This window comes from Leptothoe sp. ISB3NOV94-8A (assembly GCF_043421595.1).
Classification (GTDB): domain Bacteria; phylum Cyanobacteriota; class Cyanobacteriia; order Phormidesmidales; family Phormidesmidaceae; genus Leptothoe; species Leptothoe turfae.
In genome coordinates this window covers 1,682,959-1,708,931 of sequence record NZ_JAXSQW010000001.1, presented here as the reverse complement: position 1 = coordinate 1,708,931, position 25,973 = coordinate 1,682,959, and the positions used below count along the sequence as shown (strand labels likewise).

The 25,973-nt window shown below is 44.3% G+C and carries 16 protein-coding genes; 13 read left to right on the top strand and 3 right to left on the bottom strand.

The genetic code is table 11. From position 1 onward, the window contains the following. Positions 1-414 precede the first annotated feature (414 nt). The 3 genes from SPB21_RS07445 (at position 415) to SPB21_RS07435 (ending at position 5,676) form a co-directional block, all read left to right on the top strand. On the top strand, positions 415-1,881 hold the full coding sequence (locus SPB21_RS07445) for a toll/interleukin-1 receptor domain-containing protein (protein WP_499866161.1): 1,467 nt from the start codon (positions 415-417) through the stop codon (positions 1,879-1,881). A gap of 44 nt (positions 1,882-1,925) precedes the next feature. Then, positions 1,926-2,543 carry a CHAT domain-containing protein gene (locus tag SPB21_RS07440; protein WP_499866160.1) on the top strand — a complete coding sequence of 206 codons (618 nt, stop codon included), beginning with the start codon at positions 1,926-1,928 and terminating at the stop codon, positions 2,541-2,543. A 1,039-nt stretch (positions 2,544-3,582) separates the two neighbouring features. Continuing rightward, positions 3,583-5,676 carry an NACHT domain-containing protein gene (locus SPB21_RS07435; protein ID WP_499866159.1) on the top strand — a complete coding sequence of 698 codons (2,094 nt, stop codon included), beginning with the start codon at positions 3,583-3,585 and terminating at the stop codon, positions 5,674-5,676. A 240-nt stretch (positions 5,677-5,916) separates the two neighbouring features. Here SPB21_RS07435 and SPB21_RS07430 read toward each other — a convergent pair whose 3' ends face one another. Beyond that, positions 5,917-6,303 (bottom strand): hypothetical protein, encoded by a 387-nt coding sequence (locus tag SPB21_RS07430; RefSeq protein WP_499866158.1) that lies wholly within the window; start codon positions 6,301-6,303, stop codon positions 5,917-5,919. A gap of 137 nt (positions 6,304-6,440) precedes the next feature. Between SPB21_RS07430 and parA the strand changes: the two genes are divergently transcribed. Continuing rightward, the gene (gene parA, locus SPB21_RS07425) at positions 6,441-7,136 is read left to right on the top strand and encodes a ParA family partition ATPase (RefSeq protein WP_499866157.1); all 696 of its coding nucleotides are present in this window, start codon (positions 6,441-6,443) and stop codon (positions 7,134-7,136) included. A gap of 411 nt (positions 7,137-7,547) precedes the next feature. Here parA and SPB21_RS07420 read toward each other — a convergent pair whose 3' ends face one another. Beyond that, on the bottom strand, positions 7,548-7,889 hold the full coding sequence (locus tag SPB21_RS07420; protein ID WP_499866156.1) for a conjugal transfer protein TraD: 342 nt from the start codon (positions 7,887-7,889) through the stop codon (positions 7,548-7,550). 393 nt (positions 7,890-8,282) lie between these two features. Here SPB21_RS07420 and SPB21_RS07415 point away from each other — a divergent pair, with 393 nt between their 5' ends. Next, the gene (locus tag SPB21_RS07415) at positions 8,283-9,806 is read left to right on the top strand and encodes a MobA/MobL family protein (protein ID WP_499866155.1); all 1,524 of its coding nucleotides are present in this window, start codon (positions 8,283-8,285) and stop codon (positions 9,804-9,806) included. Here the strand turns inward: SPB21_RS07415 and SPB21_RS07410 are convergent. Continuing rightward, on the bottom strand, positions 9,792-11,330 hold the full coding sequence (locus tag SPB21_RS07410) for a type IV secretion system DNA-binding domain-containing protein (protein ID WP_499866154.1): 1,539 nt from the start codon (positions 11,328-11,330) through the stop codon (positions 9,792-9,794). The two genes, SPB21_RS07415 and SPB21_RS07410, sit on opposite strands and share 15 nt — an antisense overlap. Positions 11,331-12,046: 716 nt before the next feature. On the opposite strand from SPB21_RS07410, the gene SPB21_RS07405 reads away from it, so the two are divergent. The 8 genes from SPB21_RS07405 (at position 12,047) to SPB21_RS07370 (ending at position 25,925) form a co-directional block, all read left to right on the top strand. Further along, the gene (locus SPB21_RS07405) at positions 12,047-13,069 is read left to right on the top strand and encodes a replication initiation protein (RefSeq protein ID WP_499866153.1); all 1,023 of its coding nucleotides are present in this window, start codon (positions 12,047-12,049) and stop codon (positions 13,067-13,069) included. Between the two features lie 134 nt (positions 13,070-13,203). Beyond that, a complete protein-coding gene (locus tag SPB21_RS07400; RefSeq protein WP_499866152.1) occupies positions 13,204-13,503 on the top strand; it encodes a trypco2 family protein in 300 nt (99 codons plus the stop codon). Between the two features lie 34 nt (positions 13,504-13,537). Then, positions 13,538-19,438, top strand: coding sequence for an NB-ARC domain-containing protein (locus SPB21_RS07395; RefSeq protein ID WP_499866151.1), 5,901 nt, complete (start codon positions 13,538-13,540; stop codon positions 19,436-19,438). A 111-nt stretch (positions 19,439-19,549) separates the two neighbouring features. Then, positions 19,550-20,200 (top strand): type II toxin-antitoxin system toxin DNA ADP-ribosyl transferase DarT, encoded by a 651-nt coding sequence (gene darT, locus SPB21_RS07390; RefSeq protein ID WP_499866150.1) that lies wholly within the window; start codon positions 19,550-19,552, stop codon positions 20,198-20,200. A 19-nt stretch (positions 20,201-20,219) separates the two neighbouring features. After that, entirely contained in the window at positions 20,220-21,254 is a 1,035-nt protein-coding gene (gene darG, locus SPB21_RS07385; protein ID WP_499866149.1) for a type II toxin-antitoxin system antitoxin DNA ADP-ribosyl glycohydrolase DarG, read from the top strand. Positions 21,255-21,380: 126 nt separating this feature from the next. Next, positions 21,381-23,948 carry a tetratricopeptide repeat protein gene (locus SPB21_RS07380; RefSeq protein WP_499866148.1) on the top strand — a complete coding sequence of 856 codons (2,568 nt, stop codon included), beginning with the start codon at positions 21,381-21,383 and terminating at the stop codon, positions 23,946-23,948. A 33-nt stretch (positions 23,949-23,981) separates the two neighbouring features. Further along, a complete protein-coding gene (locus SPB21_RS07375; RefSeq protein ID WP_499866147.1) occupies positions 23,982-24,671 on the top strand; it encodes a hypothetical protein in 690 nt (229 codons plus the stop codon). Positions 24,672-24,875: 204 nt separating this feature from the next. Then, positions 24,876-25,925 carry a hypothetical protein gene (locus tag SPB21_RS07370; RefSeq protein WP_499866146.1) on the top strand — a complete coding sequence of 350 codons (1,050 nt, stop codon included), beginning with the start codon at positions 24,876-24,878 and terminating at the stop codon, positions 25,923-25,925. The last annotated feature ends 48 nt before the right edge of the window (positions 25,926-25,973 follow it).

The window sequence follows — 25,973 nt, the reverse complement described above, 5'->3', positions numbered from 1 at the left end:
GGATTTGATTGACTATTGCCAGCAACCTGCTTATTAAATCTATGAAGTGCTAAAGAATTAACGCAAGCAGGTTTCGAAAGTGTGGCCATTGGAGCTGGCGTTTTAATTTCTTTTGCTACAGTATATACATTATCATTCTGACTTTTAGTATTCTTGTGTAAATCTTTCTATTTTTTACGTCAGTGAAATGTAGTAAAGGCTCTGACGTTAAATTCTATTAATTTAAGAGTTGCGAGTTTTTATAAGAGGTCAAAACTGATTGAAGAATGCTACAACCAGTGCGATCTTAAACTAACAGCAGACTAACAGCAGACTAATATGTACGAATATCTACATGGCTTCTCTAATTGATTTTTGTGATAATCAGTGTTGTAGATTTTCAAGGAAGTATGTAGATGTTGCTGGCAAAGGAAGATGCATCAAGTTAACAACCCAGTAATCGAAATTTTTGTCTCTTCTTGTCCTGAAGATAATTACTATCTGCACAGACTAGATACGCACCTATCAATCCTGAAACGAAACGGAAAAATAAAAGCATGGCATGCTGGAAAACTTATCGCTGGAGACAATTGGGAAGGGGTAAGCAAGATAAAGCTGAGAAGTGCGCAGATTATCTTACTGCTGATTAGTGCTGATTTTATTGCATCAGATTATTGCTATAACGTTGAATTACGAACAGCAATCAGTCAAAGGACTGTCAGTAATACTCGTGTTATACCAATCATTGTTAAACCTTGCGATTGGCAAAGTCTTCCTATATTCAGAGATTTAGAGATATTACCTAATAATCGACAGCCAGTAGCTGTTTGGCCTCTTGAATCAGCTGCTTTTACTGATATAGCGTGTGGTATTAGGCGAGCAGTCGATAATCATACTCATCTTCTCAACTGTCAAAGATATTTAAATTTCTACCAATCTAAATTATTTCAAGATCGAGCCACCATTTCTCTTGAAAATCGCTTTAATTTGTGGAGGTTTTCTCGACAGTTAGAACTGTCGCCAGAAACAGTAGATAATATCGAAAGAGGATATAGTCCTTACTATAAATGTTTGAATATATATGATAGAGAGTGCCAAAAAATAAAATCAAGCTCGATTCCCATAAAGTACTCAGAATTAAAAAAATTATCAGATCTTTGTAAGCAGCTGAGGCTTTATCCAAATCATGCAAGCCAAATTGAAAGGAATTGGGGTTTAACAAAAGACTTAGCATACTACTTAGTCTTTTTTAGAGGTTGTGTTATTGCGATTACAGGAGCAATACTATTCATTTTTATTGCCGTTCTATTTTTGGCGAACAAATCTCAAGATTCCTATAGTTCACTACCATCAACTTTATCTACTACTTCGCTTATTGTTGATGGTAATCAGCTACCGGAGCAGACTAAAGAACTTATTCAAGTGTCTCCACCATTAACTAAAGAGAAAGCAATCAAAATAGTAGAAAATTATCATAAAGTTAAGCCTAAAATATTTGGGAATAACCAAAATCTAGAGAATGCAGAAGAAATAGCTAGACATCTAACCGATGACCCTCTACTAGAGGACATTCTGAAAGGACTTGATAGAAAAGGTGACGGTGATTATGTTGAATTTGATATTCCTGAAATCAAATCCTTTATTTATTTTTGTTCGTTGGGTTCAAGTAAGATTGAAATCCATCTTTTGATAGACCAGTTATATCGAGAAACTGATAGTAATAAGTTGATGAGTTGGAAAGAAAGCTACGGTAGTGACGGAGCAGCTTTTGGTTTGCGATATACCGAAGGAGTATGGAAGTTAGCTCACATAGTGAAGATTGAACAAAAGACTCGAATTTCTGAATTTAGAAGAGTTTTTTGGGGAACAGAACTCTCCATTGTAGAAGATCAATGTAAGTAGGCTTAAAACTTCTAAAAGGATACTTTACTTGTGCTTTTTCACCTATGGCTAGTGAACCTGGATTAAAATCGATCTTGTTTATTGCTGCGAATCCAAAAGGCACTATTCACTTAAGTTTACAGGAAGAAGAACGAGAGATCCGAGAAAAATTACGTTTAGCAGGATATGGCAAAGTACCTATTAATTCAGTTGGAGCAACGCGCCCTAAAGATATTCAACAAGCGGTGTTGGATTTTGAACCACAAATTGTACACTTTAGTGGTCATGGAATAGCTACAGAAGGGTTGATCTTTGAAGATATAAACGGAGAAGAAAAACAAGTTGACTCAGAAGCATTAGCTAATTTGTTTAAGTTATTTTCAAGTTCTGTAGAATGTGTTGTTATGAATGCTTGCTATTCAGAGGTCCAAGCTGTAGCGATTAATCAACATATAGATTATGGGATTGGGATGAGTAAAGCCATAAGTGATAGAGCATCAATTGCCTTTTCAGTTGGCTTTTATAGTCCTATAGGAGCTGAAAAACCAATAGATTTTGCTTATGAATTAGGTTGTAATTCAATCCAAATAGAGGGCATCTTAGAGCATTCTATACCTACTTTTTATTGTAAAGCTGACCTAATCCGTGAATCCGAAATGAAACTGCGTACACAGCAAATATGAGATAAAAGACTATATCAACTCAAGAATATGAATCTTCAAGATTCAAGATTCAAAATATAGTGCGTACATTGATAGAACATTGTCTTATATTCAAAGATGGAATGATTCTTACTATGATAACCAAAAAATATTATGGTTGTTAAGAGAATACAATCGTAAGAAGTATGATGAGCGCAATGATTTTATTAGTCATCAAATAGATGAAGATATTGAGTTGAAACTTGAAATAGTTAGTGCTTAAAACTTCTTTGAAGAAATGGCATTATTGATTCATCGAGAATGAGTCGATGAGAGCTTGTCACGTGATTTTTTAATGGGATTATTACTAAGTTTGTACGAATGCTTTATCCCTGGATATAAATTAGAAAGAACATTATAAGAAATTAAAATATTTATGAAAGGCTGATAAGCCTATATGATTCTTGGACTTCTACATAAGTCATCTAATTATCATCATTAAAGAGCGATAATTGCGAATAGTTAGATAGCTCAAATCAATCATTAAAGACACATACAACGTTTTTCTAGTCGGTGAGGTACAGTCTGAAAGTCGATGCTAACTCAACATAAGTTGATGGTGTACTTCATCAAAATTGAAATTTCTATAAGACGCTATATTCAGCTACTAAACTCATTACGAATATAAAAAAGTGAAGTGTTTGGACAATAAACTTCGCTAGTTTTGGCAATTATTTAATCTAATCAATATCCTAGGTTTGCCCGGTGGTCCCTAAAGAGTAATGATATTTTGCCTAGGCTCCTATTGGTGTGAATTCCGGAAATTATGGCCGGAGTGATTCCGGAAGCCACAATTGGCTTAATATCCATATTCTTACCCCTGATGCACTAGCGTTTGTGCTAGGGATCTATTGGGAGTTATAACTACTCAAAGTAATGATATGGCAATGCTACCCCTTTTTCTCTCAAGTGTTTTAGAAATAGTCAAAGGCTAAAATAGTATCAGCTTAAATACGGTCAGTATTTTAAGCCGTTTTCAAAATTGCCTATATGTATTAGCTCGTCTTTAATAATTACTTCTATGACTGGATCTGAAGCTATTTGGATGACAGCGGTCAATAGTCTAGCTAGTCTTATTGTCAAGACCGGCTGGGAAATGGGAAATAAAGAGATAGGTACCCCTATTCAACAGCAGATATTCAAAGCATCAGGACAATACATCAAAACCTACAGAAATCGCCATGGCAATCTAAAGGTTTTGGGGATGTCAAGGCCAGTTTCTTTAGAATCTATTTACACTACGGTTCAGCTTCTAGATGCAAAAGAACTTACCAACTTCCAGACAATTGAAGGACTAGAGAAGCTTTATCGTAAATTGAATAGTAGGAAATTGGGGGGCAATAAAAAAAACAAGCAAGAAGGTATTAATGTTGTTAATAGAGAACGTTACTTAACTGTTCTAGGTGAACCAGGAGTTGGAAAGTCAACATTTCTCCGAAAAGTCGGGTTAGAGGTTCTTAAAGGCAAAGAAGGTAAATTCAGATATGACTGTATACCTGTTTTTCTAGATTTAAAGAGTTTTGACTCGGACGGAATAGATATAAGACAGCTTATTATCGAGGAGTTTCGCATATGTGGATTTCCTGACCCAGAGGCTTTTACAACCAGAGCCTTACAGCAAGGTCGCTTGCTTGTTTTGCTAGATGGGCTGGATGAGGTACCTGCGCTGAATCTCACCTCAGTCATTAGTAAGATTCAAGACTTCGTGGATAGATATTATAAGAATCGCTTTATTACATCTTGCCGAACTGCAGCTTATCACGGTTTTTTTAAGCGTTTTACCGATGTAGCAATTGCCGAGTTTGATGATAGCCAGATTAAGCAATTCATTCATAATTGGTTTCAGTCAGAACTAGATAAGCAAGCGCATACAGCGGATAAGTGCTGGGAGCTGTTGCAATCACCAGAAAATTCAGCAGCAATGGAATTGGCACAAACGCCTTTACTGCTAACATTTCTTTGCCTAGTTTATGACTATTCCCAGAATCTACCTGATAACCGGAGCACTCTATATCGAAAGGCGCTCGACATTTTATTAGAAGAATGGGCTGCTGAAAAGCGTATACAGAGAGAATCTATTTATAAAGGACTTCATACAGATTTAGAAAAGGTTTTATTGTCAGAGATTGCTTATAAGAAGTTTGAAGCAGATCAGTTATTTTTTCAAAAGCAGGAGGTTATAAATCAAATCACTGATTTCCTTGCAGATACTCTGAATGCTCCTAAGCACTTAGATGGAAAAGCTGTTCTGCATGCTATTGAGGTTCAACAAGGAATTCTGGTAAAGCGAGCAGAGAACATTTATTCTTTCTCTCACCTAACTATTCAAGAATTCCTAACAGCTAGATATATTGCAAATAATCAAAAATATCTTAAAAAGTTGCTTGCTGAATCACTTACAGATGACCGCTGGAGAGAAGTTTTTTTATTAGTAGCAGGGCTAGTTGATTCTGCTGATGATCTGCTGTTAGAAATTGAAAAACAGGCTCTAAGGTATCTCAATACACCGATATTAAGAAGTCTACTGCATGAAATAGATGAGATTGTAGTCAATATGCAAGGTAATTATAAAAAACCAGCTAAACGAGCTTTAGCTATTACTTCTGTGCTGGCGCGCACTCGCATCCTTGCAATGATGGAACACTTTGATCTCACATTCATTAGTAACTTTAAAGAACCTAAGTTTGCTATTAATCAAGAACTTAGCCGTGTTCAAGAACGTGCTCAGAAACGCGCCCGAGATCTAATCCTTTCTTGCGATGACTTCTGTGTCGAAAACCTTGATCGTATACTCTCTTGTGACAAGATCTGGTCTCAAGATTTCACAATGATTCACAGTCTTGATCTCGTTCGTAATCCTTCTCTCAGCTTCAATTATGACCACAATTTCAAATTGATTCTCTCAAATGACGAAGATCGTGTTCTTTTTCTTGACCTCATTTTTGCTAAGAATTGTCTTAATAACATCCTTATAAGTGCACAAGAGATTAATTCCTTAGCTAATTATTTGACAGCCAATCTCTTGATGGTGAAATGTAAACAATCAGCTGTGAGAGTATCACAGAAAGCTTGGAATGATATTGAAGAACGGATGCTCACAATCCCTAAAGAATAACTGACTAAATGACCTACAAATTATATTTTATAGGAATACACCTTTGAAAAATCCTGGCTGACCGTTGGTTCAAACTTAGTCAGTGATGATTACGTAACTTTGCAATAATACTGAATACTCTGGCGATGTGTGCTGTCTAACACTGAAGTATAAATTGACACTTGTAATTAGGAAGTTCTATATGCCAGGTCAAATTGGCTGGAAGGGTTATCTATCAACCTTGCTACCTATAAATAGATCTTAACTAGACGGCCTCCCCGTTTTTACCTTCTCCAAGCTACCCAGGGTCTTTACCAGCTCAGTATCCGGCATTTTAACCAGAGTGTGTAGGCCCGCTCTAACCAGCTCGCTCTTACTGATACTTTGAGCTAACCCCAAACACCGCTTCTGTAGTACCTTGATTAGCCCATAGTCATCCTTTGGCAAGCTGAAGCTATCGCGGATGACCTTTGACTTTGGCGGTTTCAGTTTCTTAGGCTGCCTACCCTGCTTCCCTTCAGTCTTAGGACGCTTAGTCTTCTTACGCTTTGACCCAAGTAGACTCTCTGCCTTCTCAAACCTGGATCTAACCGCATCATCCTCAGCTTCAAGCGATTTAGAGAGTGCTGCTTTCATATCTTGCTTCATACGAGTCTCTTAAGTGTGTAAATAGCCTGGTGTAAATCTTGGGAATTGCATATACCCTAAGACTTACAAAATTCTGTTAACGGTATAAATTGTACAAACGGTTTATACGATTTTTTATGCTTTGAAAAGGCCCCAATATGCCCGCCAAGATAATTACTGTTGCGAATCAAAAGGGAGGTTCAGGTAAAACAACAGTTAGTATGCAGTTAGCCGGTACCCTAGCCCGTCGAAGCTACCGTGTCCTTGTAGTTGATGCGGACCCCCAAGCTACTGCAACCCGCTGGGCCGCATCAGCGTCTGATGATAACCCCTTCCCTGCTTCCGTCGTTGGCCTTAGTGCTGCAAATGAAAAAGTTCACCGAGAAGTTAGAAAGTTCATTGATGACTATAGCTTCATCATTATCGATTGCCCACCTGCTGCAGATTCCCAGGTGCCTCAAAGTGCCCTGCTGGTAGCAGATTTAGTACTGGTACCTATCATCCCCTCACCTCTTGATATGTGGGCTGCTGTCGGCATCAAACAGGTGATCGCAAATGTATCCGAGATTAACGACACCCTTCAGGCCAGACTTTTGCTCAATCAGTGCCAACCCCGCACTACTTTGGCCCAGGAAGCTCAAGAAATTTTGCCCGCCTTTGGGATTGAAACCGCTACCAGTAAACTCTGCCACCGGCAGGTTTACCGTCAGGCGGCAGTTTTTGGGAAAACGGTCCATGACTTTGGCCGTAAAGCTGCAGCTGCTATTGCCGAGATAGACTCCCTGGCCGATGAAGTGTTTGAGATTCTAGGTGGCAAGACTTCAACGATGCAGCATACAGTTCACACCGTATAAACCCTACAAACGATTCATACGGTATAAATGATATAAACCGTATAAACGGTTAATCCTGATCTTTTCCGATATTCTCACTGCTCTGGCCAGAGGAAAGCTTTCAGAAACCTTGTTAGACGCCCTCAGCGCCTCGTCATTGAACGATCTACCCTTCACCTATACATACCCCGTGTCAAACAATAAAAAACGATTCTCGGGGCTCTGAGGAGATTTTTTCAATTGGCGTGAAATAGGGCTTCTTTGGGAGATTTTCTATCTGTTGGCTCAGATGGCCTGATGTGATACCTATGCGCTGCAGTCTGAAACGGAGGCTGGCTCTGCGGGGACGCAACCATGCCAAGGGATAGGGCTGTCAAAGGCTCATCAAGAATGGGCAGCGGCTGGGTAGGGGATTTCCCCTGCCCGCCGCTTTTACTTGTCCTCTGCAGTGTCGGATTTTTTTGACCAATCGCGCCGTCTACCCGCACGACGTGTCAACGTTTTATCTCCCAGGTGTTTTAGATTCTTGTAGGTGGCCTCATCCTTGAGGAGTTCTATCCCTAGCAAAAACGCACCTAGCACGGCTCCCGTATCCATTCCTCGAAAGCCTGCAATGTCAGCGAGACCTCCTAACTGAATCAGTTCCCGAGTTCGTTTTTTTCTCTCCTGTTTCTTGAGTTGTTGCTGAGCAATCCTCATCTCTTGACGACTTTTTTCTATTTGCTGTCCAATCTTCTTGACTCGTTTTCGTAGTCGCTCTTCGGCCCTATCCATCTATTCCCCACGAGATACCTTAACCCAGTTCAGATAGCGTAAATCCTAAGAGTCTTGCTTGCACTAATCAAATCAGCATGGACGCTCATTCTTGATAGTTCTTTGGCCATGCCTCGATAAATCCTTTGGGGGTTCGGGGGGCAAGCCCCCCGACAATGAAGACGCTGAAAATCTCGTTAGAGATTTTTCCATTCGCCATTCCCTTGACATTGCCATTCACCTCTGGAGTGATCCACCCAACCCATGCAGTGGCACAACCCCCAGGGGGGTTCGGGGGGATGCTCCCCCTGAGTCCATCATGTCCAAAAGGACGTGATGGCGCGCTTAACCGTTTCAAGGAAACGGCGCGTCGGGGAGTGCCCCTGAACCCCCTTGAGCACCTGAGGAGTTCCGTTGGCTATTTATCGCTTTTCGCTAAAACATGGCTCCCGTGCCGATGGCAAAAGCGGAGGTGCCCATGTGCGCTATATCCTGCGAACGGAACGGTACGAATATGGTGCTCACGAACTGACATACACTGAGTCTGGCAATCTGCCCGCTTGGGCGTCTGACCCAACCGAGTTTTGGGACGCGGCAGATACCTATGAGCGAGTAAATGCCCAGGTGTACAGTGAATTTGAAATCGCTCTTCCAAGAGAACTCACCGATGACCAACGTCTTTGGCTGGTTAGGGAATTTGTCAACACTGAGATCGGGGAGAAGCATCCCTATACGCTAGCAATTCATGAGGCTGAGGCGATGGATGGCGGGAAAAATCCCCATGTCCATGTGATGTTTACGGCCCGAGCTTTGGATGGGATTGAGCGACCAAAGGAGCAGTTTTTTAAGCGGGCGAATGCTAAGCACCCTGAGCAGGGGGGAGCCCAAAAGGATCGGAGCTGGAAGCCCAAGGAGCGACTGATAGAACTGCGTCAATCGTGGGAGAACCACTGCAATTTAGCCCTGAAGCGTGCCGGTCAAACAGCGGTGATTGACCATCGTAGCCTTGAGGCGCAGGGCATTGACCGACCGGCAGAACCCAAGCTTTCTCCCTATGAGTCGATGCTTTGGAAACAGGGAATTCTGTCTGAGAAGGTGGAAGAGATTTTGCTGATTCGGGAGCTGACTGCCCTAGAGAAGACTCAGGCAGCGAATGAGGAAATCCTCCAGAAGCTCCGGGAGATAGGCAAATTACGGAATTTTGAGGTGAGGGTAGGGGCAACCTTAGACAAGGAGCGATCGCTTCTAGAAACCGTGCTTACGGAGCGAGAACGGGTTGATAACAAAATCGCAGACTTAAACAACAAGCTGAGCTATGCCCCAGGCTCCCCGGAAGATGCCGTTGATATGGCCAAAGACCGGCTGTATGGACGGGCGATAGATGCCCATCAGCACTCTATCGACTGCTGGCGGAAGGAACGCGATCGCATCGCCAAAGAAATAGAAAACCAGGTTAAACAAGGATGGGCAGTAATCACAGACCTACCCCTTATTTTCCAGGAATCAAAGGACCTTCTGGAGGCCCATCAGCTGCTGAATGCCGCGAAAGATGCCTATCAAGCCCTGCTAGAAAGGGCAGATTCTCCAGAATCCAGGGAGAAGTGCAGTGCCCTGGCGGAAACGCTCTATGCCAGCAAAGTGGAGCAGGAGACCGAGCGGAATGAGCTACTGGAAACGGCATTCTTGCTGCGAGACCAGATACCAGCCCACGAAGCGACTATTGCCGACTTAGACCGGATGCTGACTGACATCCAGCAAGAGCGGTACGCCCTAGAAAGTACCCTATCTCCGGTGGTGAGGATGTGGATATATGCCGAGGATGACGAAATTACGGTAGGGCAGGAGGCTCGAATTGAGGAGTCGCAGACCCAGGGGCAAAAACGGGAGCTAAAGCAGCAGCTATCCCTGAAGTTTTCCCAAGACTCAGAACCAGTTTAGGGCCCGTCGTTTTGATTGAAATTGCTGTTTTCCGCGTTTAACCTTATTCCTGGCGGTCAGGTCGGGATAGTCGAACTGGATGGGGGTGGTCATGCCCTGATACTGCAGAAATCCCTCGCGATCGCCCAGGGACAGAAACTCAGCCGGAAGCACGAGATACTCAGTTTTTCGGTCTTGCCGGTAGCTCAAGGATTCCCCCCGTCTACCCACAAGCTGTGAGGATTCGCTGATCACCCGTTGCTCAAATTCAGGTTCACCAATCATGCGAGCACACCATTCAGCCGAGTCAATCTCAGCGGTTCTAAGAAAAATCTTGGTTTTTGGGGCCGAGAGTATGGGCATGGCCAGCTTATGGTAGAAATTCTCGATCTGGTGTTTGTTCTGAAAGCCCAGCACTAGGCGGGTATTGTAGCTTCTTGCCTGGGAAGCGGCTTGCTCAAGGAAGCTCAGGGTTTTTAGTGAGGCAATTTCATCGATAAAAATCCAAGTGGCCGGTGGACTGGCCTCTGGGGAGAAGTCTAGAAGTTGCTGGATCAGGATATTGAACCAGATGGAAAATAAGGGCTGCAGGATTTGCTGATCGGCAACGCCCGCCGCGCCAATAAACAGCCAACCTGAGCGTTTCTGCACCATTTCAGCGAGTGAAAAGCTGTCACGGCCATCCTTTGGAGGTAAAAGCTTTAGATGGGAGGCCACATTACTCAAGCTACCCAGGACGCCTGCCCGCTGGTCTGGGGCTTCTTTCGGGATGTATTGGGCTACCGGGTCACCCGCTAGGATTTCATCAATCTGCTCACCAGAGCTAAGCCACCTGAGCAAATCGTCTACGGAGGCATCCTGCGATTTCATCTCCAGTAAAAGATGCTCCAGAATGTTCCTCGGACTTTTTACAAAGAACCGTTCTTCTTCACCTGGGGCACAGGGCAAGAGGCTCTCTGCCAGCAGCTTTGCTTTTTCTGGACGGGTAACCTCAGCCGCTAGGTCCCAATAGGGGCAACTGTCTGAGAACGGGTAGAGCAAGATATCTCCCCGTTCTGGAGAGCCGTGGTATTTCCAGAACTCACACTTGGGGTCATAGAAGATGGCTATCTCTTCATCTCGATGCTGAAGCTGGGTAGCAAAATAGTGAAATATGGAACTTTTGCCCGAGCCGGTGTCACCACAGACGAGAAAGTGTTTGTTCTCATCTTCCTGGCGAATTTCTAGAAACAAGGGTTCTTTGGCCTGTCTTTTTTCAGCACTGTTGTTGGGAAGAGCGATGCCATCACCATTGACCTCATCCATAAAGGCTTTATTAGTAAGCATTGTGGTTCCCCGCAGATGCTTTTTTTGCTCGTAGAGGTCGGTTAACTTGGCACTCCCCAATACAATGCCTGATGCTGTAAGAACAAATAACCCGCTGTAGAGGGGGACCATACCCATTTGATAGGCAAGCCAGGAGTCTCGAAGGGCGAATATCTCACCAATGGAGAGCACGGCTGCTATACCGAGATGGGCAGGGAAACGCTGATGATAATACTTCACAGGGCATCGAGGTTAAGACAGGCAGTGAGCCCCGACTATAGGGTTACTGGATTGAAAAGACAATTAGGGGAGAGGGGGGCAATCGTCCAAAATCTAATCCACGAGGCAACCCCATCAAATAATTCTTGATAGCCTTTGGAATGCCTCCAAAATCCTGGGGTTTGGGGCGAAGCCCCAAGTTAATGTCATCTTATACTGGCCCGTTCAATTATCCACAGAAACGCTAGTGTTCTTTAGTGTTCTAGTGTTCTTAGTGTTCAGAGCGAATTTTGTTGTGATATCGATATCTTAACCCCCTGATCGATCACAAATTCAGGCGGAGCGATCACAAATTCGGGCTGACCGACCACAAATTCAGGCGGAGCGATCACAAATTCAGGCGACTTTCCACAGGCCAATTAAAGCAGTTATCCACAGGTAAAAGAGCTGGAAATTCTCTCATTCCTGGTGTTTTTAGGGGCTAGGTCACTCAAAACTGACTTGGGGAAGCCTGATAGGTGAATTTGGCTCGATTGGGTTAAAGCGAAAGCAAAATTTTGTTGGCCTAATTGTTGTTGTTTAGGGTGGACCGATCACAAATTCAGGCCATTGTGCCTCTTGTTGCTCATCACCGATCACAAATTCAGACGATCTGAGAAACTTTCATCTGTTAGAAATCCTCACCTGACACCAATCACGGCTTGCTAGGTGCTAAGTGCCGTGATATGTACGGACCCATGAAACAGAAAGCACCTAAAGCGACGGGTAACCCCTGGAAGGTTAATCCGGACACCTCAGAGCAGGTGACTGTTCCGGTTCCAAAGCCAGTCATCATGGTCAAGGTGGATGGTCCCTTTCGTGAACGAGAGCGAAAGCTGTGGACGTTTCTGCTACATGCTGTAGCTCACAGGCTGGAAGAGAGTCGGGTCCATGAATTACCGGCTGCAGATGTTTGGAAGGTGTTTAATCAGCTGGGTGGAGAGCGTGGAAAAGCTTGGCTCTGGGATGCTTTGGCGTCTTTATCGGATACCAAGGTCACGTTTGAGGGAGTGGATAAAGGCGATGTTCGCTATAAGACCATTACGCGGTTGATTTCAGCCGTATGTTTGAATGAAGGCCGAGGGACTGATACCATCTGGTTTGAATTTCCCCAGATGCTTATTGATGCTATTAAGCAACCCTTGCAATATGCCCGCATTCGTACACACCACCTGATTTCCTTATCGGGTAAGTACTCTGTGACGTTGTACGAAATCTTAGAAGGAGTGGCTAATCAAAAGCATCCTATCCTCGAAGTTTCTGTGGACGATCTCAGACAGTGGCTCAAAGTACCAGACGGCAAACTCAAATGCTGGGGGCATTTCCGCTCCAGATGTCTGGAGCCTGCGGTCAAAGAAATCAACAGTAATCCTTATGGTTCAGGCTTTGAGGTTTCCTATGAGTTGATTCGAGGGGCCAGAAATAAGGTGAAAGCTGTGAGCTTTATGGTGACAAAGACCGATAGTCGTTTGCAGTTTGAGGACTCGTTGCAAAATTCTGGTAATCAGCCGGTTAAATGTGCCTTTAAGCCGTCTACCTATGAAAAGGCTAAGAAACTAGCACCTGGATTGGATGTCTATGTGTTGGAACTTGAGTGGCGAATTTGGATGAATCAGAAAGGACAAACCATCGATAATGAAGAAGCTGCCTTTTTAGGATTCTGTAAGAAACGGACTCGAAAAGAAATATTGCGCAAACCTAGTTTGCAAAGCAGTGGCTAAGGTGTTGTCCTTGCCCATTGATGGGCCGAAATGATTTTGAGTTGCAATGGCCGCAGTGCTCTAAAAAAACGCGGATTTCGACGTAAACTTATCTGCTGAGCCATAATGAAGCCTAGGTTCGACGGAAAGGGAAAATGGCGAAGCTAGGACTGAAGGAAACGGTGGAAGCTCTACGCACAGAGTTGAGTGAAGCTATCCTCGTGGCAGAGGGCAAGGAAATTCGGTTTGAGATGGGAGAAATTGAACTGGAATTTCAGGTTTTGATTGAACAAACATCTGAAGGCAAGGGAGGCATCAAATTTTGGGTCGTTGAACTAGGTGGTGGCAGTACTGAAAAAAATGCTGCTATTCACAAAGTAAAAATCCCACTGAAACCAGTTTGGAAGGACGGAGCGCCAGTACTCACTGGTGATCAAGGTAAGATTCCAGGCTAATCATCACAGTCATTTCCTAGGTCCTGTGTAGTTAATGCCTAGACGTCAGTTTGAACCCAATCGCGCGATTGAGATTATTGCGCCCCGCTACGGTACCGCCTACCGCATTGGTGGTCGGCTGGCATTAACCTGTAAGCACTTACTGTTAGAAGATGAGCAATGCCGGGTGCGCTCTAAATGGCCCCATAACCCTTACGAAGTAGCTGCCAAAGTAGTATGGAAATCACCGAATTTTGATATTGCCCTGGTCGAACTGCCTGAGGAAATTGAGCCCTGCGATGCGATTTTTTTCGGGCAATTGCCTAAGCGACCCTCAAGCCAAATTCTCAATTTTGATATGTATGGGTGGCCTAAATGGGCGCGCACACTGATCTCAATCACAGAGGAGTTAGCTGGTGGGCGACAGATTGACGGCAAAATCTACCTATCAGATTTATCAGGAGAAAACCTTTTAGTTCTAAAACCAGAACGCGTTCCTAAACAGCTTAGCCAGAATTCATCACCTTGGGGGGGCATGTCAGGAGCAGCTGTAGTGTGTGCAGGTCGGGTCATTGCAGTACAACGTCAGCATCAAAATCCTAGTGAGCCTGCTGCTCTAGAAGCAGAATCGCTAACGAATATTTATACTGACCCCGATTGGCAAGAGCAATTGAAGAAGCATGGTATTTCTACGCAACCTGAAAAGATTAACCTACACTCTGGAGTGCCTAACCAGATACCTCCTTTACCACCCAACTATGTAGATCGATCAGAGGTAATTACAGCGGTGAAGGAAATGCTGCTTGCAAAGGATGATTGTCCCCTGGTGGTGAGTGCTATTTCTGGTCTGGGTGGTCTGGGAAAATCGGTCTTGGCAGCCGCAGTAGCACGGGACTCAAATATACAGGAGTGGTTTGATGATGGCATTTTGTGGGTGACTTTGGGGCAAAATCCAGACTTGCTTAAAATGCTACGGGATTGGATTTGGCAGTTGGATAAGTCGCGGGAGAGTTTTTCGGCGAATACATTAGAAGCTGCTTCACGGTATTTAGGAAATTTGTTGGCTGAAAGGCGAATCTTACTCGTGATTGATGATGTCTGGAATGCAGCCCATGCAGAATGGTTTCGGGTTGGTGGGGCTGAGTGTCGGATCTTGGTGACAACGCGGGAGGCCGATATTTCAGGAGCAACACGGTACAGATTAAATGTTATGTCGGAGAAAGAAGCTGTTGACTTAGCGAAACAGAAGTTTGATCTGCCATGGAATGCAGTGCAAACAAATGACTTCAAAGCCTTTGCTAAAGCAGTAGGATACTTGCCATTGGCTATCGATTTGGCGGCAAATCAGGTTCGAGATGGTTTGAGTTGGTCAGATTTGCGATTGGAGTTTGAGGCAGAACGTCAGGCTGTTGCCTTAGAAATTTTAGATTCGTCTGAATCCTTTGAGTATCTATCCTTAGAAGAACAGCGAAAGTACAGCTTGCAAGCTTGTTTTAACTTGAGTTTGTTACGTCTTAAAGAGAAGAAACCAAAGCTACTAAAACAGTTTGCCTGGTTAGGGATCTTGCCAGAGGATGTGACTTTAAGTTGTGCCGTGGCAGAAGTACTTTGGAATATAAGAAAGCCTGTAATTGCCAAAAAAGTGTTGATCGATTTGCGACAGCGATCATTGCTCACAGATGGCGTTACGACTATCGAGGGTGAGCCGACATATCGTGTTCATGATCTGATGCACGATATGGCCTGTAACCTGATTGAAGATGGCATCCTCGAACTACAAAATCTAAATTCCTCTCGTAAATTGGCACAAAGTGTTATTCATCATCTCTCCCTAGCTCATTGTGAATTTCTCAAACGTTATCAAGAACGTGCAAGTGATGGAAGTTGGTATGACCTACCCAATGACGGTTACATTCATCGTTATTTGACCTGGCATCTAGAGCAAGGTGAATGGACAGAAGAAGTTCACTTATTGCTCCAAAAAGAGGATCCAAAGGGTGGAAACGCCTGGTTTGAAGCCTGTGACAAAATTGGACAACCGACAATATTTATCGAGGATGTAGCACGGGGATGGCGAATCGCCGAGAAGTTTTACGATCAAGACCAAGCCCGAACGATTGGGTTGCAATGTAGGTATGCTTTGATTACAGCAACGCTCAATAGCCTAGTTGGGAACTTGCCTATTGGCATGATAGCGGAATTTGTTAAACGCAATTATTGGTCGTTGGAACAGGCCTGGGCGTATGTGGAACAGATTCAGGATGAGACAAAAATTGCTATGGCAATTGGGGCCTTGGCGAATCATTTGTATTTATCAAAAACACTGTTTCAAATGGCTGTAAATAAGGCACGTAAGTTGCAGAATGAGTCCAGTCGGGTTTCTGTGTTGGTGAACCTGACTAAACTTGATGGGGCTTACTTCGATGAGGCACTGAACACAGCATGTGAAATAGAGAATGAGTATAGTCGAGCCCCTTTGTTGAAAGAGTTGGCCCATCTCGATGGGGCGGATTTCGATAAATTGTTGAGTGCCGCGCGTGAGATACGGTCTGAGTCCACTCGAGCCTCTGTATTGAGAGAGTTGGCTAAGCTTGATAGTACTTACTTCGATGAAGCGTTGAGTGCCGCGCGTGAGATGCGGTCTGAGCCTAATCGGGCTGATATGTTGAGAAACTTGGCCAAGCTCGATGGGGCAGATTTTGATAAATTGTTGAGTGCCGGACGTGAGATACAATCTGATTACAGTCGGGCCGAGGTGTTAAAGGATTTAGCCAAGCTTGATGGGGCAGACTTCGAGCAACTCTTAAGCGCTGCGCGTAAGTTTCAGGTTGTATCCTGTCGAGCTGAGGTGTTGGAAGAGTTGGCCCATCTTGATGGAGCAGATTTCAATAAATTGTTGAGTGCCGGACGTGAGCTAGAGGATGCGTCTAATCGAGCCGCTGTGTTGAAGGCGTTAGCCAAGCTTGATGGAGCAGATTTCGAGCAACTGTTGAGTGCCGCGCGCAAGCTTCAGGATGTATCCTGTTGGGCTGAAGTGTTGCGGGAGTTGGCCCACCACGATAGGTCCTACTTCGATAAACTGTTGATTGCCGTGCGTGAGCTGAAGGATGAATCCATTCGGATCTATGTGTTGATAGACTTGACCAAACTGGGCGGGATTTACTTCGATGAAGCATTGTGTACAGTACGTGAACTGCAGGATGAGCTCAGTCAGGCCAAGGCTTTAAAGGATTTAGCCAACCTTGATGGGGCAGATTTCAATAAATTGTTGAGTGCTGCACGTGAGCTTCAGGGTGAGAGTTGGCGAGCTTCTGTATTGAAGGAGTTGACCAACATTGATGGGGCAGATTTTGATCAACTCTTAAGCGCCGCGCGTGAGCTTCAGGTTGCGTCCTGTCAGGCTGACGTATTAGAAGAACTTGGCAACCTTAATGGGGCAGATTTTGATAAATTGTTGAGTGCCACTCGTGAGATAAAGAATGAAAATAGGCGAGCCGATATGTTGAAAGAGTTGGTCCACCTTGACGGGGCAGATTTCGATCAACTGTTGAGTGCCACTCGTGAGATAAAGAGTGAAAATAGGCGAGCCGATGTATTGAAGGAGTTAGCTAACCTCGATGGGGCTTACTTCGATGAAGCGTTGAGCACAGCGTGTGAGATACAGAATGAGTCCAGTCGGATCTACATGTTAAGGGAGTTGGCCAAACTCAATGAGACAGATTTCGAACAATTGTTGAGTGCTACATGTGAGCTAAAGGATGCGTCTATCCGGACCTCTATGCTGAGTGACTTGACCCATCTTGGCAGAGCAGATTTTGATAAATTGTTGAGTGCCGCACGTGAGCTAAAGGATACGTCTATCCGGGCCTCTATGTTGAAGGAGTTGGTCAAACTCGATGGGGCTTATTTCGATGAAGCATTGAGCACAACACGTGAGATACAGGATGAGCCCAGTCGAGCCTCTGTGTTAAGGGAGTTGACCAAACTTGATGAAGCAGATTTCGAACAATTGTTGAGTGTTACACGTGAGCTAAAGGATGCGTCTACCCGGGCCTCTATGTTGAGCGACTTAACTCACCTTGACAGAGCAGATTTTGATAAATTGCTGATTGCTGCGCGTGAGCTAAAGGATGTATCCATTCGAGTTTCTGTTTTGAGGGAGTTAGCCAACCTCGATGGGACTTACTTCGATGAAGTATTGAGCACAACACGTGAGCTAAAGGATGCATCTATCCGGACCTCTATGTTGAAGGAGTTGGTCCACCTTGACGGGGCAGATTTTGATAAATTGTTGAGTGCCGCGCGCGAGCTGCGGGATGCGTCCGATCGGGCCTCTATGTTGAAGGAGTTGGTCAAACTCGATGGGGCAGATTTTGATAAATTGTTGAGTGCCGCACGTGAGCTAAAGGATGAAAATAGGCGAGCCGATGTGTTGAAGGATTTGGTCTACCTTGACAGGGTAGATTTCAAGCAACTGTTGAGTGCCGTGCGTGAGCTACAGGGTGATTACAGGAGGGCATCTATTGATTACAAGCGAGCCTCTATATTGAAGGATTTGGCTAAGCTTGATGGGACTTATTTCAATGAAGCGTTGAATGCCGCACGTAAGCTGAAAGATTCGTCCAAACAAGTCTCTGTTTTGAGGGAGTTAGCCAACCTTAATGGGGCAGATTTCGAGCAATTGTTGAGTGCTACACGTGAGCTAGATCATGCATCCCATCGGGCTTTTGTGTTGAGAGATTTGGCCCACCTTGATGGAGCAGATTTTGAACAATTGTTGAGTGTTGCACGTGAGCTAAAGGATATTTCTTGGCGGGCCCTTGTGTTGAGAAACTTGACTAAATTTGATGAGGGTTATTTCGATGAGGCGTTGAATACAGCGTGTGAGCTGCATGGGTCGATGCGGGCCAATACGTTGAGGGAGTTGGCCCATCTTGATGGGGCAGATTTCGAGCAGTTGTTGAGTGCCGCGCGCGAGCTGCGGGATGCGTCCGATCGGGCCTCAGTGTTGAAAGAGTTGGCCCATCTTGATGGGGCAGATTTCGAGCAATTGTTGAGTGCTACACGTGAGCTAAAGGATGCGTCCAATCGGGTCTCTGTGTTGAAAGAGTTGGCTAAATTCGATGAAGTTTACTTCGATGAAGCACTGAAAGCAGTGCGTGAGCTACGCGAGGCCAGGCGAGTCTCTGTTTTGAGAGAGTTAGCCAACCTTAATGGGGCAGATTTCGAGCAATTGTTGAGTGCTACACGTGAGCTAAAGGATGCGTCCAGTCAGGTTTCTATGTTGAAGGAGTTGACCAACCTTGATGGGGCAGATTTTGAGCAACTGTTGAGCGCAACGTGTGAGCTGCTAGGTAGGCCCAATCGGGCCTCTGTGTTAAAGGAGTTGGCCCACCTTGATGGGGCAGATTTCAAGAAATTGGTGAGCGCTGCGCGTGAGCTGCATGAGTACGGTCGGGTCGATATATTGAAGGATTTAGCCAAGCTTGATGGGGCTTACTTCGATGAAGCACTGAACGCAGTGCGTGCGTTGCAGTCTGAGAACATTCGGGTCTCTATGTTGAAGGAGTTGGCCTACCTTGATGGGGCAGATTTTGAGCAATTGTTGAGCGTAGCGTGTGAGTTGCAGGATGAGAAGAGGCGGGCTGATGTGTTGAAGGAGTTGGCTAAAAAGGTGTATAAAAATTTCTTTCCCATGATAAAGGATGCAATTGATAATCTGACCCAAAAAAACATAGCAGCAAAATCACTAAGTGACTCTCTTACCTGTTTCCAACTCGAAAAATTGTCTTATGCTGATTGGAAATCATTTCTGCATCTACTGTCACACCAACAACGTAGTGAGCTAGTGCAAAACTTCATCACTCTATATCCAGCAATTTTTCACCTGGGTGGTAAATCTGCTATGCGAGAAGTGGTTAACGCTATGCAAGAGGTTTGTAGTCAGTGGAAATAGAAGGCTTTACAGTAAGTCGTTTAGTACTCAAACTTTCGACTTCTCCCAAAAAATGATGTAATCTAGGCGGCACATTGCACGAAGATAGGTCTGCCTAGCCAAACGTCCGGTATGTCTGGAGTTCCACCGAACCCGAAAATCTACCACATCACCCATATCAATAACCTGGCAGGCATTATCAGCTTAGGTGGCCTGGTGTCGGACGCTCGCCGGGTTAGTCAGCAGATGGATTCTTTGGTGGTGGGGATGTCCACCATCAAGCAACGACGATTACAATCGGTCAGCGTGCGGTGTCATCCAGGCACCACCGTTGGGCAATATGTACCGTTTTACTTTTGTCCGCGCTCCATCATGCTCTATATCTTGCATCGGGGGAACCATCCAGAGTTAACCTATCGGGGAGGGCAAACGCCCATCGTTCACGTGCAGGCTGATTTTGGGGCCGTGGTTACCTGGGCTGATCAGAATAGAGTTCCCTGGGCATTTAGCGATCGCAACGCGGGCATTTACCTGAGCAACTTCTACAATAGTCAGAGCGATCTGGGCGAAATCGACTGGCAGGCGGTTCGGTCCACTGACTTTCGAGACCCCCAGGTTAAGGAAGGCAAACAGGCCGAGTTTCTACTGTTTGATTTCTTTCCCTGGACTCTGGTGGAAAAAGTCGCCACAATTCATAGTGCGATCGCAAATCAGGTGCGCTCCATAGTGGAAAATCAAGCCCATCGGCCAACGATTGAGGTGAGGTCAACCTGGTATTTTTGAATGAACGTGCGGTAACCCCATGATTGAGTTTACTCAAGGTGACATCCTCAAAACCGAAGCAGATGCCCTGGTCAATACGGTGAACTGTGTTGGCGTTATGGGTCGGGGGATCGCCTTGCAGTTTCGCAAAGCCTATCCTGAAAATTTTAAGGCGTATAAAAAAAACTGTGATGCAAATCAGGTTCGGCCTGGAGCCATGTTTGTCCATGATCTGAACAGCCTGTATCCGCCACGCTACATTATTAACTTTCCGACGAAACGCCATTGGAAAAATAAGAGCCAGATCGAGGATATTCAATCGGGTCTTGAAGACCTGGTGACTGTGGTTAGGGATCGGCAGATTCGTTCGATTGCCATACCTCCCCTTGGATGTGGTTTGGGTGGCTTGAATTGGGCGCAGGTACGGGAGCTGATTATTGATGCGTTTCAGGCATTGCCAGATGTAAAAGTGCTGCTGTTTGAGCCGATGGGAGCACCTGCAGCGAGTGTGATGGCCAAGGAAACAAAAGTACCGAATATGACGGTGGGCCGAGCGGCTTTGCTGGGACTGATGCGGCGTTATCTGGCTGCGGTGATGGACCCCACGGTTACTCTCCTTGAAGTCCATAAGCTGATGTACTTTCTGCAAGAGGCGGGTGAACCGCTACGGTTGCAGTATGAAAAGGCTCCCTATGGTCCCTATGCGAAGAATTTACGTCATGTGCTGAGTCATATTGAGGGTCACTTTATTACGGGGTATGGGGATGCCGAGGATCGGCCTGATAAGCCGTTAGAGTTGAATATTCAGGCGGCGGACGAGGCGGTTGCGTTTCTGGAGAGTCATCGGGAGACTCAGGAGCGGTTTGATAGGGTGGCTGACTTGATTCAGGGGTTTGAAACGCCGTTTTGTATGGAGCTGCTTTCGACGGTGCATTGGGTGGTGACTAAAGAGGGGACTGAGACTGTTGAGGAGACGGTGAGTAAGGTGCATCAGTGGAATAAACGGAAGCTGATGTTTAAGTCTCAGCATATTGAAATTGCTAGAGATAGACTTTTGGATGACGGATGGTTTTAGAAGTTTGCTAAGAATAGGGACGTAGTTTTTCTATAAGATTTAATTTTAGGTTTTGAGGATACGAGGCGTTTCGTGATGTAGAAGAAGAAAGGCTATATTGCTTTTGGGTTCCATTGTCATCTGTACATGCGCTTTATATTTTCTTCTACTAGACTTGGTATCATTCTTCTTGCTGGTACGTGCGTATTGTTTTGGCCTCAATTAGTGCTGGCACAATCTCAAGATGACTATGACATAAAGATTCAGCTACCGCCTTTGCTGCCTCCAGTAACCTCAGAGCTTGATACTTTATTTAGTCAAGCTAATGCGGCTGAATCGGTTGGCAACTATTCTCAAGCTGAGTCAATTTGGCGGCAAATCTTAAACATTGAACCTAGCAATATTGATGCCTATTATGGTTTAGGGAATGCTTTATTAGCACAAAATCAGAATGCGGAAGCCGAAAATGCTTATCGTGAGGCAATACGCTTAGCTCCATCTTTCGCAGGTGCACATCATGATTTGGGTATTGCGTTAGAGAATCAGAATGAACTCGAAGAAGCGGAAGAGTCCTATCGTAATGCAATTCGCTTTGAGCCTAACGTTCCTATTGGGTATGAAAGTTTAGGCAATCTTCTCTTCAAACAAAGACGTTATCAAGAGGTTCGAAATATATTTCAGGACATGATTCTCGTAGATCCAACGAGTCTCAGTGCACATACAAGACTTGGAGATGTTCTGTATGTCCAAGAAAATTATGTCGCTGCAGAGGCGGCTTATCGAGAAGCTATTCAGTTAGAGCCAGATTATGGCTACGCTTATCAAAGTTTAGGTAGGGCATTACACAAGCAGAACCGTTTTGAAGAAGCAGAAGCGGCTTATCAAGAGGCTATTCGATTTCACCCAAATGCCGCCAGTATCCATCAAGATCTTGGAGATGTGCTATTCGAACAAAAACGTTATGAAGAATCAGAGGCAGCTCTTCGTGAATCTATTCGCCTAGATCCTTCTAATGTATTCTCACATATAGGCTTGGGTGATGCTCTATTTGAACAACATAGCTACAGAGAAGCAGAGGACGCTTATCGGGAGGCTATTCGTCTCAACCCAGATTATAGTTTTACACATTTCTTCCTAGGAACTGCTCTTTCAGCTCAAAACAAGCATGAGGCAGCAGCAGAGTCATTTCGAGTAGCTTTAAGTCTTAATCCTGAGAATGCTCAGGCGTACTACAAACTAGGCATCGCATTACACGATCAGGGAAAATATGAAGATGCTGAAGAGGCTTATCGTAACGCAATTCGCCTTAAGCCAGATTATACATCCGTATACAACGATTTAGGCACTGTACTGGAAGAGCAGGAGAGCTACGAGAAAGCTGAGGAAGCATACCGAAAAGCCATTAGCCTTGAGCCTAACTCTGCAGCTACATCCTACTATAATCTAGGTCGAGTCTTACGGAAGCAAGGCCTTACTGTAGAAGCTGAGGAAGCATATCGGGAAGCGCTCAGAATCAATCCCGATTACTATTCTGCTCACAATAATCTAGGTCTCTTACTCGAAGAGCAAGAACGTTATGCTGAAGCTGAATCAGCCTACAGGCAGGCTATTAACCTTAAGTCTAGTCATGTTAATGCACATCAAAACATAGGAACATTGTTGTTTACTCAAGAACGATATGACGAGGCGGAGAAAGTATTTGGGGAGTTGCTCCGTATTGATCCGAACAATATCCCTGGAAAATTTTATCTAGGCACAACATTTGTAGCTCAAGAGAGTTATGCACAAGCTGAAAACGTATTTGAGCAAATACTAAGTTCTTCAATGCCAATGAATGCTGTTGGTTATTTAGGTTTAGGGATTTTATATCAAGAGCAGGACTATTTGGTAGAAGCTATTGAATATTATGAACAAGCCTTAAGTATACTTCCTGAAGCTGAATCCATTCGTGACGCGTTAGCTGAAGCAAAACGTGAACTCTCATTGCAGGCGAATCCGTCAGCAAACTTAGAAGAAGAATTTTTACCAGTGAATGATCCCCTCTTGCCAGTCTTTAGATCAATAGTAAGAGTTGCTACAGGAATCAACAATACGTTTGAGGTCCCTAAGTATGGCACTGGTTGGGTTGTCAAACGCGAAGGCAATCGTATTTGGGTTCTTACCAATCGTCATGTGGTATCTCAACCTCTATTGGAAATAGGAACAGCTACTGAAGAACAGCAAAGATTTGGGCCACTGAGTAGTGATGTGGCAGTGGATTTTTATAGTGAACCGCCTGCTGGTAGTACGTGGCTCCGCCGCCCAGCTCAAATTGTTCAATCAACTGTATTAGAAGATGGGCTTGATTTGGCTTTGCTCGTTGTCGAGAATGTTCCAAATGATATTCAGCCCCTTGAAATTACTTCTGATGCGATTAGTTTGGATACTACTATAAAAATCTATGGTCATCATGATGGAATACCTTGGTCAGCCTCAGCTCCAGGGAATGTTAGTGCTCGACCTGAAGGTTCTGAAATCCGAATTGTAGGAGCCGATGGTGTTGGGACAGGTAGTTCTGGTAGCCCAATTCTCAATGAGCAATATGAAGTCATCGGTATAGTTAATGATATTGAACCCCCTGATTTTGGAAAGGGGGCAGATGTTCTTGGTGGTTTTATTATTGGTCACCCTGCAACCATATTGGAACAAACATTGATTCGTTGGGGAGTGCTTTAAACTTTTAATATGAAAATAATTCAGCTTCTGATAATGCTCCTGGTTTTTCAGGTTTTCTATAGCTCGCCAGGACTTGCTTGTGAGCTTCTGGAGCCAGATAGTAATGAGTATTCATTGCAAGAGGATAACAGTTGTGAGGGTATCCGAAAACGAATTAGTGTTAGTGGTTCACTGGATTTAGTGTCTATAACAAACACACTTGGAGGTGAATTGGGGCGAAACCTTCAAATCCGGGTTCCTCGTCGCTACAATAACCCTCCCTACTTCAAACTACAAGAATTAAGCTCTCGCTATTTGTTAGATAATATTAACTTCTCGACCAGAGGAAATTTCTACATTCATGAACGATCAACTCGAAGGATGAACCGAAATGGTGTTGAAAGAATTGATGATCTACGGGCAATTGCTGTAAATGGAACTCAACGTACTTACCTGCCTACTTTCTTAGGTAGACCTGCGAATAACTATCGCTTTGTCTTTTACAGTAATGACATCGTCCGTTTCGTTGAAGCTGGTATTCGAAGTAGTGATAAGAGCTATGCAGCCTGGGGATCTCAAGGTGCTCAAGAGGGGCAAAAGGCTTTTGAATGGAGTGGGATAAGAAATGTACCTGCAGGTCTTTATGAGTTTTATTATGTTGCAGAGATTGAGCAGGGAAATCGTGCGCCAGAGCGTATTTCTCGTAGTATTGCCTTTTGGCATGATCCTATTTGGCTAAGGTGATTATTCGTGACTCCTCCTCGACGCTCAAAACAGATAAATAAAACAGTTCAGCCTTCAAGGCCAAACCGTCTTTCTATATGGTTAAGACGCTTAAAGGCCGGGCTTATGCAGGTGTTTTCTGCAAAGAGGATTCATCTGCTAAAACGACATCGTCAGAAAATCTTCAATCTATGTTTACTTATTGCCTTTATTATTATTTTGTTGATGGCGTTAGTTCCTGGAACACGTCACTTTGAAGTTCAGGTGCTTACCAAGCAAATCAGTTTTGAGACCGATCTTCCAACTGACGAATCCAATCGTCGGTTCTTGAACAGTATTCGTAATTTAGATGCATTTAGTCTAACTGGGAGTTATCCTGACCCGATTGTTCTGGTGGGACAGTTTAATAGCAAAGAATTCGGTGATTTGACTGAACTAGCCATTGAAATGCCCTACGAAAAAAGCCAAATTGAGTTTCAGCCTATTAAAGAAACCAATAATGATCTACCTCATGAGCTAGAAGTTCTGGCATTGTGGTTACAAGACCGAACTACGGTGGATGCTTTGCGGTATGTTCCTTTTACCCGCCGTTTAGATCTCCAGTTTTCTCATGTTAGTCCTCCACCGATGAATGAAGGGAGTTTCTTTGAGCTTTACTTGGGGCAACAACCTTTGCAACTAACATTAAAAGGATACCGACTTTCTGTTGCTGGTAAAGCTCTGGATGATCCTGATGCTAATCAGCCCTTAACGTTCACCTATCAACCAGGAATCACAGCTGAACTTGCTTTAGCATTACCTCAATCGGGGATTATATCTTTATCCTTACCTCAGCTGACAGATATTGATACTTTGCCATGGTTCTGGGGTGATTTGCCTGTTTCTAAAATTGCCTTTTCGACTGAATATCGTCGTGAGACAGATTCTCTGGATCGTTCCACAATTATTACTGGTAGGGTTCGTATGGGTGAGCAAGAGTTAGATATTGAATCTGATCAATTTTTGATTCTGAAAGAACCAGGCATTCAATGGTTGCGATATTTAAGTTTGGTAGAGAACCAAGGCATCGAAGTTCGCGCAATGGGAGAAACCTCTCTAGCGCAGGTTGGTCTTGATCCTGATTTTCCTATGCGTGATCTGAATTCGAACCTCATTAGTCAGTGGCTTCGTCCAGATATAGTTGTTGCCATTGTTTCATTCTCTGGTGCAATGGTAGCGTCTCTTATATCGTGGTTTGTTGAAAATCTCTTTAAGGCTACGGATGATGATAACTAACTTGTGAATTGAGAGTGACTGTAGCGGTTTAGTGGTCACATCAATTCC